Raw genomic sequence first — 17,124 nt, 5'->3', positions numbered from 1 at the left:
GAACTTCCTTATTCGGCCGGGACGGCGTCGGCGGGGCGCTGGTCGATCCGCAGCGCGCCGCCGTGCAGTGCGGCGTCGAGCGCCTCGTGATCGAGCCGCCCTTCCCAGCGCGAGACGACCACGGTCGCGACAGCATTGCCGATGAAGTTGGTGAGGCTGCGGCACTCGGACATGAACCGGTCGACGCCGAGGATCAGCGCCATGCCGGCCACCGGCACGCTGGGCACGATCGACAGCGTTGCCGCCAGGGTGATGAACCCCGCACCGGTCACGCCCGCAGCCCCCTTGGACGACAGCATCGCCACCCCGAGCAGCAGCAGTTGCTGCTCGATCGAGAGGTGGACGTTGGTCGCCTGGGCGATGAACAGCGCCGCCAGCGTCATGTAGATGTTGGTGCCGTCGAGGTTGAACGAATAGCCGGTCGGCACGACCAGGCCGACGATCGTCTTGGGGCAGCCCGCGCGCTCCATTTTCTCGATCAGCGAGGGCAGCGCGCTTTCCGACGAGGAGGTGCCGAGCACCAGCAGCAGTTCGGCCTTCAGGTACGCGATCAGGCGAAGGATCGAGAAGCCCGCCAGCCACGAGACCGTGCCGAGCACGACCAGCACGAACAGCGCCGAGGTGAAGTAGAAGGTGCCGACCAGCATCGCGAGGTTGGCGAGCGTGCCGACGCCGTATTTGCCGACGGTGAACGCCATCGCGCCGAACGCGCCGACGGGGGCCGCCTTCATCAGGATCGCGACGACCTTGAACATCGCCAGCGAGATATCTTCGAGCGCGTGGGTGATCCGCTCGCCGCGGTCGCCGACCAGCGCGAGGCCGATACCGAACAGGATCGCGACAAACAGCGTCTGCAGGATGTTGCCGCCGGTGATCGCGGATAGGAAGGTGTCGGGGATGATGCCGAGGAGGAAGCCGGTCAGCGTGCTTTCATGCGCTTTGGCGGCATAGTCCGCCACCTTGCCGGCATCGAGGGAGGCCGGATCGATGTTGAGCCCCGCCCCCGGCCGCACGACATTGGCGACCACCATGCCGACGACCAGCGCCAGCGTGGAGAAGAACAGGAAATAGCCGAACGCCTTGGCCGCGACCCGGCCGACGGCCTTGAGGTCACGCATGCCGGCGATGCCGGTGACGATGGTGAGGAAGATCACCGGCGCGATGATCATCTTGACCAGCTTGATGAACCCGTCGCCGATCGGCTTGAGCGCCTCGCCGGTGGCGGGCGCATAATGGCCGATCAGCACGCCCGCGATGATCGCGACCAGCACTTGCGCATAGAGATGCCGGTACCAGGGCAAGGCCTTGGCCGGCGCCGCTGCGTGCGCGGTCTCGTGGGAATCGGCGGGGATACGAACCATCACTTCCTCTCCTTCGGCCTCCGTTGTGCCGGTAGGACTCGATCCGTGCATATTCGGCTGCGGAGTCCCGCGGGGAAAGGGCAACGCCGCTGAATTTTATATCGTTCTTTATCAATATGTTATTTTCATCGCACGCAAGCTGATGCGCAAGAAGTGGCATATGCCCGTCTCACGATGTGCAAAAACTTGCACATCGCGTCGTGGTAGCAGATAGCGAAGCGGTGACGCGACGCGACTCGTTTTCGGGCTGGCGATACTGGGCGCTCGCTGCGCTGCTCGGCGTGGCGGTTGCATTGGCCATTGGTTGGGTTGCCGGGAACCGCACGCGCGACACGCTGGTATCCGGCGCGCGCACCAACGCCCAGTTGCGTGCCGCGCTGCTCGACAGCGAGATCGCGCGCTTTCGCCTGCTCCCTCTCGCCTTGGGCGACGACCGCGACGTTGCCGCCACGCTCGCTGGTGCGCCGCCGGGCGCCCTCAACGAAAAGCTGGAACACCTCGCCCGCACCACCGGCGCTGCCGCCATCTACGTGATCGGCGCCGATGGCCGCACCCGGGCAGCAAGCAACTGGCGCACGCCGCAAAGCTTTGTCGGCTCCGACTATCGCTTCCGCCGCTATTTCCGTGAGGCGAGCACGCGCGGAGAGGCCAGCCAGTTCGCGCTGGGCACGGTCAGCCGCCATTCGGGACTGTACCTCGCCCGCCGCACACCACTGAACGGCGTCATCGTCGTCAAGCTGGAGTTCGATGCGATCGAGGCGGCATGGCAGCGCGCGGGCGGCGACACCTATGTCGAGAATCCTGCCGGACTGGTACTCGTCGCCAGCGACCCCGGCCTGCGCTTCGCCGTCGCGCGGCCGATCGTGCCGGCGGTCCTCGCGGCGCTTCGGCGCGAGGCCGCGCTGCCTGAAGGCTCCGCGCCGGTGCTGCTGCCGCCCGCCCGCGGCGATCTGATCGAGGCGCGCGTGCCGACCAGCCAGCCGGGTTGGACGCTGGCGCTGCGTCGCGCGGTTGGCCCCGCCGTCGCCGCGGCGCAGCGCACCGCGGCGCTCGGCGCGGTGCTGGCGGTACTGGCATTGGCGCTACTGGTCTGGGGCTTCCGTCAGCGCGCGACGCAGCGCCAGCGCCGTACCTCCGAGCTTGAGGCCGCGGTCGCCGAGCGCACAGCAGAGCTCCGCCGCGAGATCGAGGAACGCGCCGCACTCGAAGCGCGCGCCGCCGATCTGCGCGAAGGTCTGCGCCAGGCCAACCGCCTCGCCACCTTGGGTCAGGTAACCGCCAGCGTGGCGCATGAAACTGCCCAGCCCGTCGCCGCAATCCGCACCTATGCCGAGACCAGCGTCCAACTGCTCGCGCAGGGCGCGACGGAGATGGTGCGGGACAATCTGGAGACGATCCGACGCCTGAGCGACCGGATCGGCGCGGTGACCGCGCAGCTGCGCGGCTTTTCACGCCGCCAGCCCGGCGAGGTCCGGCCGCTGCCGCTGGCCGAGGTGCTCGACGGCGCGCTGCTGATCCTCAAGGAGCAGTTGCGCAACGTCCGGCTGGAACGTCCGGCGATCGGCGCACACCTGTTGGTGATGGGCGGACGGGTGCGGCTGGAGCAGGTGTTCGTCAACCTCCTGCAGAACGCGACCGAGGCGCTTGCCGGCCACACTCATCCGACCATTACCATCCGCGCCACGTTGACCGACGGCTTGGTCTGGGTTCGCATCGAGGACAATGGCCCCGGCATCGCGCCGGACATCGCCGCGCGGCTGTTCACCCCCTTCGCCACCAGCCGCAGCAACGGGCTGGGCCTGGGGCTGGTGATCGCAAGTGACATCATGACCGACCTTGGCGGCAGACTGCGCTGGCTGCCCGACGAGGGCGGCGCCTGTTTCGAGCTGGAGCTACGGCGGGCATGAGCATGCCCGTCGCCCTGATCGATGATGACGCCGATTTCCGCGCGGCGCTGATCCAGCTGCTGACGCTGGCCGGGCACGAGGTCCGCCCCTTCGTCGATGCGCCGAGCGCCTTGGCGGCGATCGACCGCGACTTCCCCGGCGTCGTCGTCACCGATGTGCGGATGCCGGGCATGTCGGGGATCGACTTCTTCCACCGGCTGCGCGCGATCGATCTTGAGCTGCCGGTGATCCTGATGACCGGCCACGGCGACGTCGCCATGGCGGTGGATGCGATCAAGGCGGGTGCCTGGGATTTCCTGACCAAACCCTTCGCCGGCGACGCGCTCGCCGCCGCACTGCAACGCGCCGGCACCGCGCGCATGCTTGCGCTGGAGAACCGACGGTTACGCACTGTCACGACCGAGCTCGACACGGCGCTGCTCGGCGAGGCGTCCGCCATCCGCCGGCTGCGCGAGATGATCCCGGTGCTGGCCGATGCCGCACTCGACATCGTGCTCGAAGGTGCCACCGGCACCGGCAAGGAGCTCTATGCGCGGCTGGTCCACCGCGCCGGGCGGCGGGCGCGCCATCGCTTCCAGGCGGTGGACTGCGCGACGCTGCCGCCGGGGATCGGCGCGGGGGAACTGTTCGCCCGTGACGGGCTGGTCGCACGCGCCGATCGCGGCACGCTGTTCCTCGACCATCTTGACCTCGCCCAGCCCGAACTCCACCACCGCCTCGCCCAGTTCGCCGAGGCGCGCACCGTTGCCACCGAGCAGCGCGATCCCGAGCCCGTAGACGTGTGCATCATCGCGGCGATCGGCGAGGGCGGCGCGGCGGCGCTGCCGCCCGGGCTTTATCATCGGCTGGCAGGGGTGCCGCTGCGGCTACCGCCGCTGGCTGAGCGGCGCGAGGACGTGCCGTTGCTGTTCGCCCAGCTCGCGCTCCAGGCGGCACAGCGCCACCGTCGCCCCGCCCCGCCGCTTTCCGAAGCCGCGCATGCCGCCGCCCGGCGCGACTGGCCGGGCAATGTCCGCGAGCTCGAGCGCGCAGCGGAGCGCTTCGTGCTCGGGCTCGAGCCCGCTTCCGAGACCGCGCCCGCCGAAGCGCGGCCGCTCACCGAACGACTGGAGGCTTTCGAACGCAGCGCGATCCTCGATGCGATCGCGGCGGCGGACGGCGAGATCAACGCCGCGATCGCGGCGCTGGGCCTGCCGCGCAAGACCTTCTATTACCGGGTCAAACGGCTCGGCATCGACCTGCGGCGCGCCCGCGGGGTCGAATAGGGCAAGTAAGGAGACCGAAGGTGCGGCGTTTCGTCATCGTGGTGGATACCCAGGCCGATTTCATGCACGCCGATGGGGCGCTGTCGGTTGCAGGCGCCGAAACGCTGATCGCGCCGATGCGGGCCTGGCTCGCCGCGCTCGATCCGGCGGAGACCGCGGGCGTGCTGTTCACCTTCGACACCCACACCGCCGAACGCTTCGCCGGATCGCCCGAGGCCGAGCAATTCCCGCTGCACTGCGAACGCGGCACGTCCGGCTGGCGGAATGTACTCGATCTCGCCGGGGTGGCGGCGGGCATCCCGGTCTATCGGATCGAAAAAGGCGTGTTCGATCTGTGGGCCGAACCCGACCTGGTGATCGAAACCGTCGCCAACGGCCAAACGCAGGCGCGCGACGCCTTCTTCACGTCGCTTCACGCGCAGGGCGTGACTGCGCTGACCGTGATCGGGGTCGCGGCGGATTATTGCGTGCGCTGGGCGATCGAGGGCGCGGTGGCGCGCGGCTTTGCGGTGGAGGTGCCTGCGGCGCTCACCCGCGGCATCGCGCGTCCGATCGCGCAGGTGCTGGCCGAGGATTTCCCCGGCCAGCCGGTCCGGCTGGTCACGGATGCGACCGTCCCCGCATAGGCTCCGCCGCGTCTTTCGAGGGAATGCTGACCATTCGACCATAATTGTTGCGGGCGGTACCGACCGCGGACAGCATCCACGCTCGCGCGGCGGTATGGCACGGTGCCGTTATACGGTGTGATCCCCGCCAAGACCGACCGTCTCAGCACGCGGTGGCGAGGCCGGGGTAACGACGAAAAGGCCCGCCTCGATCCAGCGGGCGCGGCTGCCCTCACGCCACATGCGTTCGACACTTGCAGGATCGATCGCGTAGTCCGTGGCGACCCGCCCCAGCGCGGTGGCGACATCCGCGCCGGCGTGCATCGCGCCGAGGAAGGCATATTGCGGCGCGCTCAGCGCAAGGGTTCGCACGACATAGCCGCGGCGGACGAGCGCGACAGGACAGCGCGCGGGCGGCGCGATCTGGGGCGCCTCACCGCGTCGTACCGCGTGATAATAGCCGGGTACATCGAAGCGATAGAGGCCCAGCGCGAAGGCAGACTGCAAGCGAAGCGTGGCGTCGTGCGACGCCGTGGTCGCGAGGGGCTGCCCCTCGTTGCCCGGCGCGTCGAACAGCGCGAATACCGCATATTCGAACCTGGCCAGGTCGATCACGAAATCGACCCAGTTCTCGGGTGCGCCCGCATCGGGACGACTGGCCTCCATCCAGTCGGGAAAGCGGCGACCCAGATCGTAGAGCGTGTGCCGCTCGGGCGGACAGTCGCGGACGTAATCAGCGACGAAATCCTCAAAGAGCGCGCGGCCGAGCGCATGGCAGAGTGCCGGAAATTGCGCGCGCATGCAGGCGGTGATGCGCAGGATATAGCCGCGCTGATAGACGGCCAGTCCCGCCGCGGCAGCGAGCCTGCCGTCGCCTGCAAGGAGCGCCTCCGCGGCGGCGGAGCCCGCGATCGGATCCAGCAGCGCGGCGTGCATCCGCTGCTGCGCCTCCGCGAGTTCGGTCACGCGGCATCCTCCAGCAGGCCGATCGCATGGGGGAGCAGAAAGTCTATTGGCCCGGAGATGCCCTCGCCATCCGATGCCGACGACGCCGCCATGATCGGCACCGCGCCCGCTCCCATATAACGCTCGGCCTTGCGAAGCTCGGTCAGGCAATCGTCGAATCCGGGAATCCGATCGTCCCATTCGAGCAGCGTGGCCGCGCCGCCGGTTCGCTGCCAGGCAGCGCGGAACAGGTCCCACACCTCGCGCCGCACCGGCCGATCATGGGTGTCGATCACATGCGTCCCGCAATCCTGATGCCCGGCGAGGTGCATCTGGACGACGCGGTCGCACGGAAAGGCATCGAGATAGGCGAACGGATCGGTGCCGGCGTTGAAGCTGCTCACAAAGACATTGTTGACGTCGAGCAGCAGCCCGCACCCGGTGTCGGCCGCCAACGCGCGCAGGAAATCGGGCTCGCTGATCGTCGATTGGACGAAGCGGACATAGGAACTGGGATTTTCCAGGATCAGCGGCCGCTCGAGCAGATCCTGGACCTGCCGTACCCGCGCGACGACATGCGCCAGGCTCTCTTCGGTGAGCGGCAGCGGCAGCAGGTCATGGGTGTTGCGGCCGTTCACCCCGGTCCAGCACAGATGGTCGCTGATCCAGGCAGGGCGGATCGCATCGGCCAGCCGCTTCAACGATGCGAGATAGGCCCGATCGAGCGGATCGGTGCTGCCGATCGACATGGACACGCCGTGCAGCACCACCGGATGGCGCTCGGCGACCGCTTCCAGCATCGCGCGCGGGCGCCCGCCCGAGTCCATGAAATTCTCGGAGATCGCCTCGAACCAAAGGTCGTCCGGCGCATCCGCCAAGATGGCGTCGAAATGCACGTTGCGCAGCCCCAGGCCAAGCCCCAGCCGCGGCAACCCGGCGAGCGCGTCGTCAGCTGCAGCCACCGGCACCGCTCATCGCGCTCGATCCGCAGGCGGTCATGTTGCCGCGCGACTCGTTGTCATCGGAGATCCACAGATAGGTTGGGCCGGTCGCAGCGAAGGCCGCCGGCGGCGCGCCGAGAGTCTCCGGGAGCGGCTGACCGGACGCTGGCTTGCCGTCCTGCCGCGCGGCGAGCAGTTCGGCTCGCGTTGCCGCCCAATTCGTCTCGAACACCGCACGCGCGCGCAACCACACACTCTTGCCCCGGTTGGGCCCGTTGGTGCTGAACCGCTCGGCATTGATCGGCGTCGCGCAAGATCCCTGCGAGCGGCAGGCATTGGCGCCCGGGTTGTTCATCTCCTCGCCAGTGCCATAGAGCCCGCAGCCCCCCTGCCCCTTGCACTCGTTCTGGACATGGCAGGTGTGGTCGGTGCCGGTGGCGCAATAGCCCTGCCCGGCACAGGCATTGGGTTCGCGCCCCGGCGCGCCGAGCACGCCGAAGCGATCCGCACCCGCGCATGCATTCAGCCCCATGCAAGCGTGGAGCGGGATGCCCTCGGGCTGTGGACCGATGACGCCCGGCCCCGGAAAGGCGGGCTCCTCCGCATAGGGATAGGGGGTGGGGACCGGAACACCCGGCGAAGGCGTGGGAGTCGGCGTAGCGCAGGATGCCATGGCTCGTTCCTCTGTCGAGAGCGATCAGCGTTGCCGGGCGGCGGCCCAATAGGGGCCGACATCGGGCAGGTGCATCGGCGCGTTGTCCGTACCCGTCTTGCAGGTCGCGACGCCGACATAATAAATCACGTTTTGCAGAATGCTGACCAGGTCATCATCCGCCTTCTCGATCTTTACCGCCTTGGCGGTCGCGCGGCCGGGCCGTTGGAGATGGCCCGGATGCGCCACGACGCGACGCGGGTCGTGGCGATGGATCAACGCATTGGCGGCGGCAATCGCCTTGTCGCCATAGGCCTTGAGGCCTTCGAAGGCGTGGATGCGATCGCCCAGCGAAACATTCTCGAAGGTCGGTCCCATGCACTTCCCTGAATAGGCGCCGTCAGGAATGGGGATCTGGCGGATCGTGCGAACATATTTGTCGAGCACCCAGATCATCGATCGGTGCAGGCCTTCATTGAAGAAGAGCTTTTGCTGCGCCGGCGGCACCAGATAGATCGTCTCCGTCATCACCAGCATATACTGGAAGCAGGCACTGCAGAAATTGGTGATATCGACATAATGCTCGGGATAGCCCGCCGCGACGGGACTGTCCGGCACGTCCACCAGCACATCGGCAGCAAGCAGTTCCTTTCCGGTCACGGCTGGCTGGATCACATCGGTCGGCGGCGATGGCTGAAGTGGGCGCTGCTCGCTCGTGCCGGCATAGTCGGCGAACTGCGCCTGCAGGCCGAGGAACTTCACATAGTGCGAGTCCTCCTGCTTCGACGGATCGTCATAGGGGCTCGGCCCGATCCGCGGGACGGGCCTGCCCTCGCCCTGGTCGCAGATCGTGTCGATCGCGATCGCGGCGTCGCGGATCGAGCGGATTGCGATCAGCGACGAGCGTCCGGCATGACTGTCGTCGGCGTCGGGATAGACGGCCGTCGCGGCCGCACCCTGGATCGTACCCGCCCAGCTGGCCGTGGCCGGCGGCGCGGGCTTCCACGGGTTGAACCCGCAGGACGGGTAGACGGTGTCGACGTTGTTGGGCGAGTAATTGTAGGGCTGGATCGCGCTTGCCATCGCACCGCGCTGGAAATCGGAATCCGCCAGGAACCGCGTGTTCAGCAGGCAGCGAATATAGGAATAGAATTGCCCGATCGTATCCCAGTCGCGGTCCTGCGGCGGCGCATCCCATTGCTCGGAATATTCGATCTGGAGGAAGTGCCAGAGTTGCTCGAAGCTCAGCTTGCCCAGCGGGATCAATACCGCGGTGCGGCCATCCGGACCCAGGGGCCCGCGCGGATTGTGATAGGGCAGCGGCGTCGGATAGGCTGCCGGCGCCTTGCCATAGAGCTGCGGCATCACGCCCATCGACCACAGGATGTTGGCGGAAAGTGACATGTGGAGCATTTCCTCCACCGCGACGCTCATGAGAATGCCCCCTGCCTTGTTGGCATAAAGCTGGGCGTCGCTGATCAACTCGCCGCTCTCATTGTTCCGGACGAGCGAATAATAGGTGTAGAGATAGATCGGGATCGTCGCGAGCTCGATCTCGACCGCGGTCTGGAGATCGCGCGTCAGCCGGGCGAGTACTTCGTCGCGCGTCCAGCTTCGATTGATTTCGGCGACGAACGCCTGCTCGGCAGATGTCAGCGGCGTTACTGCATCACACACGTCCACGGCAGTCCCCTCCGTCCGATCGGTGCTGGTTCCCGGCGCCAGAGAAGTGCGACGCCGCCCCGGTTTATCGCATTTTTACAAAACAACACGGTGCTAGACAACGATGAAATACCCATTCCGGACAATTAATATCAGTAACGACCGCTTCGCCCGAAACATCTTGCATTTTCGGCGCAAGCAACTCTATGCTGCCTTCATACAAAGCCAGGTCGCACGATCGAAGTAGCGCATTTTCCTTTATGGTAGCGTGCGTTGCTCCTTACGGGGGTGGACCAATGAGCAACCTGGCCGGCAAAGCCTATGGCATGAACGTCGTCACGCCGATGCGTCCCGGCGTGACGTGGATCAACAACTTCATCTTCATGCTGTCCCGGTGCCTGCCCTCGACGCTCGCGGGACTGCTGGGTCTGGGGTTCATCCACTTTGCGCGCTGGGTGATCATCCGCCGCGACCAGTGGCCGCAGCTCGGCCAGCCCAAGGCCAGCCTCTCCAACAATTACATGCTGTTCTGCAGCAACTTCAATGGGACCTGGGATCAATATATCGACGCCTTCGCCGATGGTATCCCGGGCGGGCTGGACCTGTTCTGGTATTCGAGCACAAAATATCCAAACTCGATCCCGGTCACGCCGTTCAAGGATTATATCCGCGACAATCAGATCGACACCAATTATTATTACAACGCGACTCCGGGGAGCGGCCAGCGGGACATCAAGCTGGCGCTCAAATTGGCGCACGCGCTGGCGCCAGTTGCTGCCGACGCCGCGACGACCAGCGACGTCGCACTGGCTGCGGCGTTCAAACGACTGCTGATCGCCAACCAGGGCGGGCTGGGCGCGCCGGGCTATGCACCGATCGCCAGTTGCGACACCGCCGCCGCAGACCGCAACCGCGCCCGCTTCGAGCGACGCCGCTGGGGCGAGAACGGCAGCGGACCGCTGCAGGCGGACCGCAACCTGCATCCGGTCGACGAAGCGGCGATCCTCGCGTCGCGTGCGAACGACGACGACGAAACGCGCGGCGCGGTACGCGCTGCGGTCGACGCGGCGTTGCAATCGCCGGCCACGGGCACGCCAGCGGACCCGCCCCCTGCCCATCCCGCAGGCGAGACGGGGGAGAAGGCCGATGGCTAATATCGATGTCTGCACCTATTTCTTCACCGCGGCGGTGCCGGTGTGCAACGAGGGCATCGTCGCGCATGGCGGCATCAAGAGTTCGCCGATCCACGTCGTGCGCGAGGTGCTGGAGACGTTGCCGACTGCGCTGCAATCGCATGCGACACAGGAAATCGGCATCAACAGCCCCTTCGCGCGCAACCTGCGGACGCATTTCACCCGCTTCGTCATTCTCGACCAGCCCTATTTCAACGGGCGGGATCACAGCGACGCGCTGGTCAACGTCGTCCGGCGCACCAATCTGCTCGATCCGCAGCCGGTCGATCAGATCACCTGCCCCTATATCTTCTGGACGATCGACTTCGATCTGCTCGATCCCGGCGGTGCCGGCGAGCCGCGCCGCTATCTGGAAGAGCTATGGGACCAGATGGCACCCGAGCTGCGCTCGATTTTCCAATATTGCTATGATTTCGAGGCGGTGACCGATGCGGCCGGGTTCGCGAGCTACATGCTGCGCTGTCAGGTCGAAACGACCATGCCGTTCCACGATTACTGGTACGTGCCCGTCAAGCTGAACGCGATCTCGATACCGCTGCTGGCGGTGCTCCCGGGCGCAGGCCTGCTGATGGTGCTGGGATCGCTGCTGGCCGCGATCCTGCGCGCCACCGGCTGGGCCTGGGCCGCGGCGTTCGCAAACTGGAGCAGCTGGGCGTGGTTGCCCTGGGCGGGGCTCGCGCTGCTCGTGCTGGGGCTGGTGATCGACTATTACTGGATATTGGCGACGGGCCGGCGACCTTTTCCCGCCGCGCCGGGAAGCGATCTGCGCAACGTGCTCAAGGCGCTGTACCTGCAACAGGCCTTTACCCGGTTCGCGATGGAACAGCTGCGTCGTGATCCGGCTAGCTGGGGGCCCGCATTCCGTACCTTCCTGACCGAGACCCGGCCCGCCGACCTCGACGGCCCCACCCAGCCCGCCGGCGTGATCCGCAGCGTATTGCCGGGAGACCCCGTATGACCAATGCCGCAAACGCCGCGCCCGCGGCGACGCTGCTCGATCTGGCGGACATCCAGGGCGGTATCCTCCGCACCTATGGCGACGGCTTCCCGAAGGGGCGCAACTTTTACCTCACCGTCCGCAAGGCAGAGCAAGGCCGGCGCTTCGTCGAACGCCTCCTGCCCAAGATCACCACGGCCGCGCGCTGGAAGGACCCCGATCGAGAGGAGCCGCTGCTGCGCACCAAGAACCCGCGGGTGAAGGATATCGTCCGCGCCGAGGGCGTGCCCGATTATCCCGGGCGGGTGCAGCTGATGAAGCCCAAGGTCACGATCAACATCGGCTTCACCTTTCTCGGACTGCTCGCGCTGGGCGTCCCCACGCGCACGCTGCGCGGCATGCCCGACGATTTCATCGACGGCATGGAGGCACGCGCTGCCCTACTCGGCGACGATGATTTCCTCGACAAGCGCGACGCGGTGTGGCGCAACTCGACGGGCGAGAACCGTGTCCATATCCTTCTCACCCTCTACGCCCAGCAGAAGCCCGACGGCACCCCCTGCCCCGAACTGGACGAAGAGACCGACACGATCGTCGGACTTTGTGCGGAATCGCAAGGCGGCGTGATCCTGCTCGACGGCGTCGGCCCGCACAACGCGAAATGGCAGGACCTGTCGGCGGTGATGCGCAAGGACGGCGATCACTATTGGCCGACCAACAAGGAGCATTTCGGCCTGTCGGATGGCTTTGGCGATCCGGTCTTCTCGGGCCAGTTATCAGGTGAGGCGGAAAAGGTGCGCGTTGCCGGCGGTGGCAAGCTGATGCCCGACGGCAGCTGGGAGCCGATCGCCACCGGCGAGTTCCTGCTCGGCTACCCCGACGAGGCGCAGGAGATACCCGGCGCGGCGATGCCGATCGCGTTCAGCCGCAACGGCACCTTCATGGCCTATCGCAAGCTCCACGAGGCTGTCGGCACCTTTCACGCCTATATCGACGAACAGGCCAAGCGCTATGCCGCGATGCACGCCGTCCCGCACGAGGAGGCGGTGAACACCGTCAAGGCCAAGATGGTCGGCCGCTGGGAGGACGGGGTGCCGCTGATGGTCGCGCCCACTTATGCCGAATGGCAGGCGTTTCGAGCCCGGCTCGACAAGGCGCGCGCCGACAAGGACAAGGCCGCGCTCGCCAAGATCGCGCTGCAGTTCACCAACTTCATTTACGCGTCGGATCCGGTGGGTTCGAAATGCCCGGTCACGTCGCATCTGCGCCGCGCCAATCCGCGCGACACGCTTGGGCCGACGTTCGGCGCCGACGGCATGTCGCAGGAAGGGTCCGCGATCATCAATCGCCGCCGCATCCTGCGGCGCGGCCTGCCCTATGGCCAATATGATCCGCAGGCGCCGAACGACGATGGCGACCATGGCATCATCTTCATGGCGATCTGCACCAATCTCTTCCGCCAGTTCGAATTCGTGCAGCAGCAATGGATGCAGTACGGGCTCGATTTCAACGCCGGCAGCGATACCTGCCCGGTGATCGGCAACCATGCCGCGGCCGACGACCCCAAGCTGGTGATTGCGGTCGATCCCGATGGGGGCAAGCTTCCCTTCATCTGCGACAAGCTGCCGCAGCTCGTCGAGCCGCGCGGCGGCGATTATTTCTTCCTGCCCAGCATGACCGCGCTGCGGATGATCGCGATGGGGATCATCGACCCGACCTGAGCAACCGCGCATTCCCGACCCCACCCCTGCAACAGGAGATGCCCGGTGCAATGGCTGTTCAACCTGCCGATCGTGCTCTGGCGCCGCTTGATGCTAATTCTCCAGGGGCTGTGGGCACTGCTCTGGCTGATCGGCAGCGGCATCGCCGCGCTGTTCGGCAGCGGCGGCACGATCGGGAGCCGGCTCGCTGCGACCATCGGGGGCCCCAACGGGCTGCGCATGGTGTTTGCGGTGCTGCGGCTGTTCCTGCCCAACCTTGTGCTACAACGCCGCGTCGTCGCCGCCTATCCCAGCAATGGCATCACCGCGCTCGCCACGCGCCGGGCGGACGTGATCGACATCCTCAGCCGCGATGCCGATTTCGGCGTGGTCTATGCGCCGCGGATGAAGAGCATCACGGGGGGCGAAAACTTCTTCCTCGGCATGCAGGATACGCCGCGCTACACCCGCGACACGTCCAACATGCGCCTCGTGGTGCGGCGCGACGACGTGCCCGAAATCGTCACGCCCTGCGTTGCCGACGCCGCCAGGGCCGTCGTGGCGATGCTGCCGGGTGCGATCGACGTTCCGCAGGCGCTGACCATACCCGTCGCGGCCAAGCTGCTGGACCTCTACTTCGGTACGCCCGGCCCTTCCGAAGCGGACATGGCGGAATGGACCAGCCTCCTCTTCTGGTATCTGTTCATCGATCTGGCGGCCGATCCCGATCTCGATGTGCGCGCCACCGCGGCGGCGGCCAGTTTCCGCAGCTGGATGGATCAACACATCGCCGCGCGCCGGAGGGGACCCCCAAAGGACGACGTACTCGGCCGCTGCCTCGCCATGGGAGACGCCGCGCTGCCAGGGATGACCGATCTGGACATTCGCAACAACCTGATCGGTCTGCTGATCGGAGAGTTGCCGACGCTGTCCGCCTGCGCGAACCTCGCGCTGGACGAACTGCTCGATCGCCCGCGCGCCTTCGCCGGGGCCTGTGCCGCGGCGCGGGCCGGCGACGACGCGACGCTGTCCGCCTATATATGCGAGGCGCTGCGCTTCCGGCCGCTCAACCCGCTGATCTATCGCAGAGCGATGCACGACACGGTGATCGCCGGGGGGAAGCTCCGTCGCCGCCATATCGCCAAGGACAGCATCGTCATGGCGTCGAATCTGTCGGCGATGTTCGACCCGCTGGCGATCGCCGACGCCACCGCCTTCCGCATCGACCGCCCCTGGGAGACCTATATGCTGTGGGGCTATGGCATGCACAGCTGCTTCGGGGCGCATATCAACCGCGCTGTGCTGCCCGCGATGCTCAGGCCACTGCTCGCCATGCCGAATCTGCGCCGCGCGAACGGTGCGCGCGGGCAGATCGACAAGGGCGACACGCCCTTCCCGCAGCATTTCCACCTGGCGTTCGACGCATGAAGGCGCCGGGCATTCCCGCGACGATGTGGACGTTCCAGGCCATGATCGACAGCGAGACGACGCGGTTGCTTGCCCGCCACTACGGCTTGGCACTGACCGAGCGCGACCACTTGCTGGTCTGTGCCCTCATCCTCGCAAGGTTGTTCGGCGGCACCGGCAAGGTGCCACTGCTGCGGAGCAGGGGCGCGGCGCTGACCGGCCCGCTCGCGATTGCGCAGCATTTCGATGCGGCACTGCCGGCTGCCAACCGCCTGATCCCGGATGCGCCGTCCTTGGCGGCCCAGGTATCGGCGGACTGGGAGGCCTATAATGACGACCTCGGCACCGCCGTAGCGGTCTACGCCTATTTTCATTTGCTGTTCGAGCGTGCGCTGATGCAGCCGATCTTCGCCACCCCGGTGCCGTGGATCGAGGCCGCGCTGCTGCCGCTAACCTATCCAGTTCTGCGAGCCGTCATCACGTCCGGCCTCAAGCTGTCAGCCGAGGCGGCGGCGGCGGCGGCGAAGACCATCTTGGCCAGCTTCGATGCAACCGATGCCCGCATTGCCGATGGCCGACGCTTTCTCGCAGGCGACCGACTCACCCTTGGCGACATCGCGCTCTGCGGTGCCGCGGCGCCGCTGCTGTTGCCCCGCGGCTATGGCGCGTTGATGCCGCCGCTCGAGGCGATGCCGCTCGCGCTGCGCACGTTGATGGAGGGACTGCGCGCCCGTCCCACCGCGGCGTTCGTCCAGCGCCTCTATGACACCGCCTTTGACGGCAGCTAGAAGTCCGGTCCGATCCGCAACCGCCCCGCGGGACGCGGGAATTTGCGGCGCTTGTGCGCGATCAACGGGCGGAACGCCGCGGCGAGACCGGCAAATCGCGCGAGGCGAGCATGGATGTTCTGCCGATCGGCCATCGTGACAGCCTTGTAGCTTTGCGGATGGTCGAGATAGGCCGCCAGCCAATCGCCGAAGCCGGCCGACCATACCGCCTCTGTGCCCACCACCGCCTGCTCAAGCTGTTCGTACGCGACCAGTGAGCGGCGCCAGCGATGCTCGTCGAAATCCAGCGCGCCGCCGGCGAATTGGCGCCCCGCTTGCAAGCCATATCCCATCAGCGCGGTGGAGCGATCCTCGGGCATCGCCAGGTTCAGCCCGCCTTCGCGATCCGACAGGAAGATGCGCGCGATGCGCTCGCGCTGCCCCGGCATGGTGCTCAGCAACTGATCCTGCCAGTCCTTCGCGGAGCCCAGGATGCTGCCGGCAAAGCCGGCCAGCCCGGTGATTGGACGCACGGGCAGGCCCACGCCCTGCCCCGCACGCTGCGGGATGAAGACGCGGTCATTGGGCGAGCCGGCATCCTCGGGAAGCTCGTCCAGGCTCAACGCAAAGGTCGGACGCGCCGGGAACAGCGCGTCGAACAGGTGGATCGGGAAATTGCTGCTGATCCCGCCATCGGCAAACCACATCCGCGCTTTCCGTACTTGTGGGGCCTGCGCGCCGGTCGCTCGCGCGATCGCGTAGGAGGCGATGTCGCGGGTATAGGTCGGCACGGCGGTGAACAGCAGCGGGAAGCTCAGGCTCATCCGGGTGGCGACGACCACCGGCAGGTCCGCGGGCTCGGGGAAGCGCTGCGTCTCGGCCAGTTGCGCGAAAGGCTTGGTCACACGGCCGAGAAAGGCGATCACGTGCGGTGGAAACAGACTGCGCCACTCGGCGAGCGAGAAGCCCGTCGATACGCCCAGCGTCGGAAGCGTGTGCGGCCGCCGCATCGAAAGATTGGTCGTGATCATGCGCAGATCGATCAGGGGCGCCAGCGGATCGGGGCCGATCAGATCGCCGAAGGTGAGCGGGTCACGCGCCTTGGCATCGTGTCCGAACGCGATCTCCTGCAGGGAATCGTGCAGCCAGTCGGTCAGCCCTGGGACCTGGTTTCCTGGCACCGTGCGGCCCGTGCAAAAGCCGAAGCCCGCCGCCGGCAGCTCGCGCAACACCAGCCGGAGCAGATGGCTGCCGATCGCGACGAGCAGGCCGACCAGCGCACCCAGCAGGATACCCGCAATGCCGCCGCGCAGCAGCCACAGCAGCGCCGCGCCCCCGGCCAATCCGACCGCGGACAGAAGCGGAAAGGCACGCGGCAGGCCCCATAGCCATGCGCTGCCGCCCCTTGCCTGCCCACGGACGAGATATTGCATAAGGGCGCGGAAGCGGGGCTCGGGCTGGAAGAGCGCGGCCAGGATGCCGGGAAGGGCGTCGCACCGTGCCTGCAGGCGAACAAAGCCCGCCGGGTCGTCGCGAACGATCCGTGCGTATTCGGCAGCGGCTGTGAACGCAGCTGCGATGGCGCCGGCCGAGGTGCCGCCGATCGACCGCAGCCGGTAGACGCGCGCCAGCTCAAGCACGGCATAGGGATAGACCAGCCCCGAGGTGATACCGCCCTTCATGACGATATCGCATTCCTTATCGGGTGCCTGGAACATGTCGGCGGAATAACGCGGCAGATCCGTCATGATGCTTGAGTTCCCCCATGCTGGACAGCAGTGG

Annotated in this window: 14 protein-coding genes; 8 read left to right on the top strand and 6 right to left on the bottom strand. The window is 66.9% G+C overall.

The window, feature by feature from the left end; genetic code table 11:
• Positions 1-8: 8 nt before the first annotated feature.
• Positions 9-1,361 carry a dicarboxylate/amino acid:cation symporter gene (locus RT655_RS12750; RefSeq protein ID WP_313537314.1) on the bottom strand — a complete coding sequence of 451 codons (1,353 nt, stop codon included), beginning with the start codon at positions 1,359-1,361 and terminating at the stop codon, positions 9-11.
• Between the two features lie 221 nt (positions 1,362-1,582).
• On the opposite strand from RT655_RS12750, the gene RT655_RS12745 reads away from it, so the two are divergent.
• The 3 genes from RT655_RS12745 to RT655_RS12735 are packed head-to-tail and all read left to right on the top strand — an operon-like array spanning position 1,583 to position 5,159.
• Positions 1,583-3,268, top strand: a complete 1,686-nt coding sequence (locus RT655_RS12745; protein WP_313537311.1) for an ATP-binding protein — start codon at positions 1,583-1,585, stop codon at positions 3,266-3,268.
• A complete protein-coding gene (locus RT655_RS12740) occupies positions 3,265-4,533 on the top strand; it encodes a sigma-54 dependent transcriptional regulator (protein WP_313537308.1) in 1,269 nt (422 codons plus the stop codon). Before RT655_RS12745 ends, RT655_RS12740 begins: the two co-directional genes overlap by 4 nt.
• A gap of 20 nt (positions 4,534-4,553) precedes the next feature.
• Entirely contained in the window at positions 4,554-5,159 is a 606-nt protein-coding gene (locus RT655_RS12735) for a cysteine hydrolase family protein (RefSeq protein WP_313537306.1), read from the top strand.
• A gap of 108 nt (positions 5,160-5,267) precedes the next feature.
• Here RT655_RS12735 and RT655_RS12730 read toward each other — a convergent pair whose 3' ends face one another.
• From RT655_RS12730 to RT655_RS12715, 4 genes are read right to left on the bottom strand one after another with little or no spacing between them, the layout of a single operon-like run.
• Complete coding sequence (locus tag RT655_RS12730; RefSeq protein WP_313537303.1) at positions 5,268-6,104, bottom strand: DNA-binding domain-containing protein; 837 nt, start codon at positions 6,102-6,104, stop codon at positions 5,268-5,270.
• Positions 6,101-7,045, bottom strand: coding sequence for a DUF692 domain-containing protein (locus RT655_RS12725; protein ID WP_313537302.1), 945 nt, complete (start codon positions 7,043-7,045; stop codon positions 6,101-6,103). Before RT655_RS12725 ends, RT655_RS12730 begins: the two co-directional genes overlap by 4 nt.
• Complete coding sequence (locus RT655_RS12720) at positions 7,032-7,697, bottom strand: hypothetical protein (protein ID WP_313537300.1); 666 nt, start codon at positions 7,695-7,697, stop codon at positions 7,032-7,034. Before RT655_RS12720 ends, RT655_RS12725 begins: the two co-directional genes overlap by 14 nt.
• Before the next feature lie 24 nt (positions 7,698-7,721).
• Positions 7,722-9,353, bottom strand: coding sequence for a ferritin-like domain-containing protein (locus RT655_RS12715; protein WP_313537297.1), 1,632 nt, complete (start codon positions 9,351-9,353; stop codon positions 7,722-7,724).
• 281 nt (positions 9,354-9,634) lie between these two features.
• Between RT655_RS12715 and RT655_RS12710 the strand changes: the two genes are divergently transcribed.
• Genes RT655_RS12710 through RT655_RS12690 form a run of 5 tightly spaced genes read left to right on the top strand, consistent with a single transcriptional unit; the run spans position 9,635 to position 15,363 of the window.
• Entirely contained in the window at positions 9,635-10,492 is an 858-nt protein-coding gene (locus RT655_RS12710; RefSeq protein ID WP_313537294.1) for a hypothetical protein, read from the top strand.
• Positions 10,485-11,489: a hypothetical protein gene (locus RT655_RS12705; RefSeq protein WP_313537292.1), complete on the top strand. Its 1,005-nt coding sequence runs from the start codon at positions 10,485-10,487 to the stop codon at positions 11,487-11,489. Before RT655_RS12710 ends, RT655_RS12705 begins: the two co-directional genes overlap by 8 nt.
• Complete coding sequence (locus tag RT655_RS12700; RefSeq protein WP_313537289.1) at positions 11,486-13,189, top strand: hypothetical protein; 1,704 nt, start codon at positions 11,486-11,488, stop codon at positions 13,187-13,189. Before RT655_RS12705 ends, RT655_RS12700 begins: the two co-directional genes overlap by 4 nt.
• A gap of 45 nt (positions 13,190-13,234) precedes the next feature.
• Entirely contained in the window at positions 13,235-14,596 is a 1,362-nt protein-coding gene (locus RT655_RS12695) for a cytochrome P450 (RefSeq protein WP_313537286.1), read from the top strand.
• Positions 14,593-15,363, top strand: coding sequence for a glutathione S-transferase C-terminal domain-containing protein (locus tag RT655_RS12690; protein ID WP_313537283.1), 771 nt, complete (start codon positions 14,593-14,595; stop codon positions 15,361-15,363). Before RT655_RS12695 ends, RT655_RS12690 begins: the two co-directional genes overlap by 4 nt.
• Here RT655_RS12690 and RT655_RS12685 read toward each other — a convergent pair.
• Entirely contained in the window at positions 15,360-17,090 is a 1,731-nt protein-coding gene (locus RT655_RS12685) for a patatin-like phospholipase family protein (RefSeq protein WP_313537281.1), read from the bottom strand. The two genes, RT655_RS12690 and RT655_RS12685, sit on opposite strands and share 4 nt — an antisense overlap.
• Positions 17,091-17,124 lie beyond the last annotated feature (34 nt).

This window comes from Sphingomonas sp., from assembly GCF_032114135.1.
Taxonomy (GTDB): Bacteria; Pseudomonadota; Alphaproteobacteria; order Sphingomonadales; family Sphingomonadaceae; genus Sphingomonas.
The sequence above is the reverse complement of the archived record's forward strand: the minus strand, read 5'-3'. Positions and strand labels throughout refer to the sequence as shown.

What these genes read in the sequence shown, in the direction of transcription:
- RT655_RS12750 (WP_313537314.1), bottom strand. Translation starts at nt 1,361, where the DNA reads ATGGTTCGTATCCCCGCCGATTCCCACGAGACCGCGCACGCAGCGGCG.
- RT655_RS12740 (WP_313537308.1), top strand. Translation starts at nt 3,265, where the DNA reads ATGAGCATGCCCGTCGCCCTGATCGATGATGACGCCGATTTCCGCGCG.
- RT655_RS12720 (WP_313537300.1), bottom strand. Translation starts at nt 7,697, where the DNA reads ATGGCATCCTGCGCTACGCCGACTCCCACGCCTTCGCCGGGTGTTCCG.
- RT655_RS12710 (WP_313537294.1), top strand. Translation starts at nt 9,635, where the DNA reads ATGAGCAACCTGGCCGGCAAAGCCTATGGCATGAACGTCGTCACGCCG.
- RT655_RS12705 (WP_313537292.1), top strand. Translation starts at nt 10,485, where the DNA reads ATGGCTAATATCGATGTCTGCACCTATTTCTTCACCGCGGCGGTGCCG.
- RT655_RS12700 (WP_313537289.1), top strand. Translation starts at nt 11,486, where the DNA reads ATGACCAATGCCGCAAACGCCGCGCCCGCGGCGACGCTGCTCGATCTG.
- RT655_RS12690 (WP_313537283.1), top strand. Translation starts at nt 14,593, where the DNA reads ATGAAGGCGCCGGGCATTCCCGCGACGATGTGGACGTTCCAGGCCATG.
- RT655_RS12685 (WP_313537281.1), bottom strand. Translation starts at nt 17,090, where the DNA reads ATGACGGATCTGCCGCGTTATTCCGCCGACATGTTCCAGGCACCCGAT.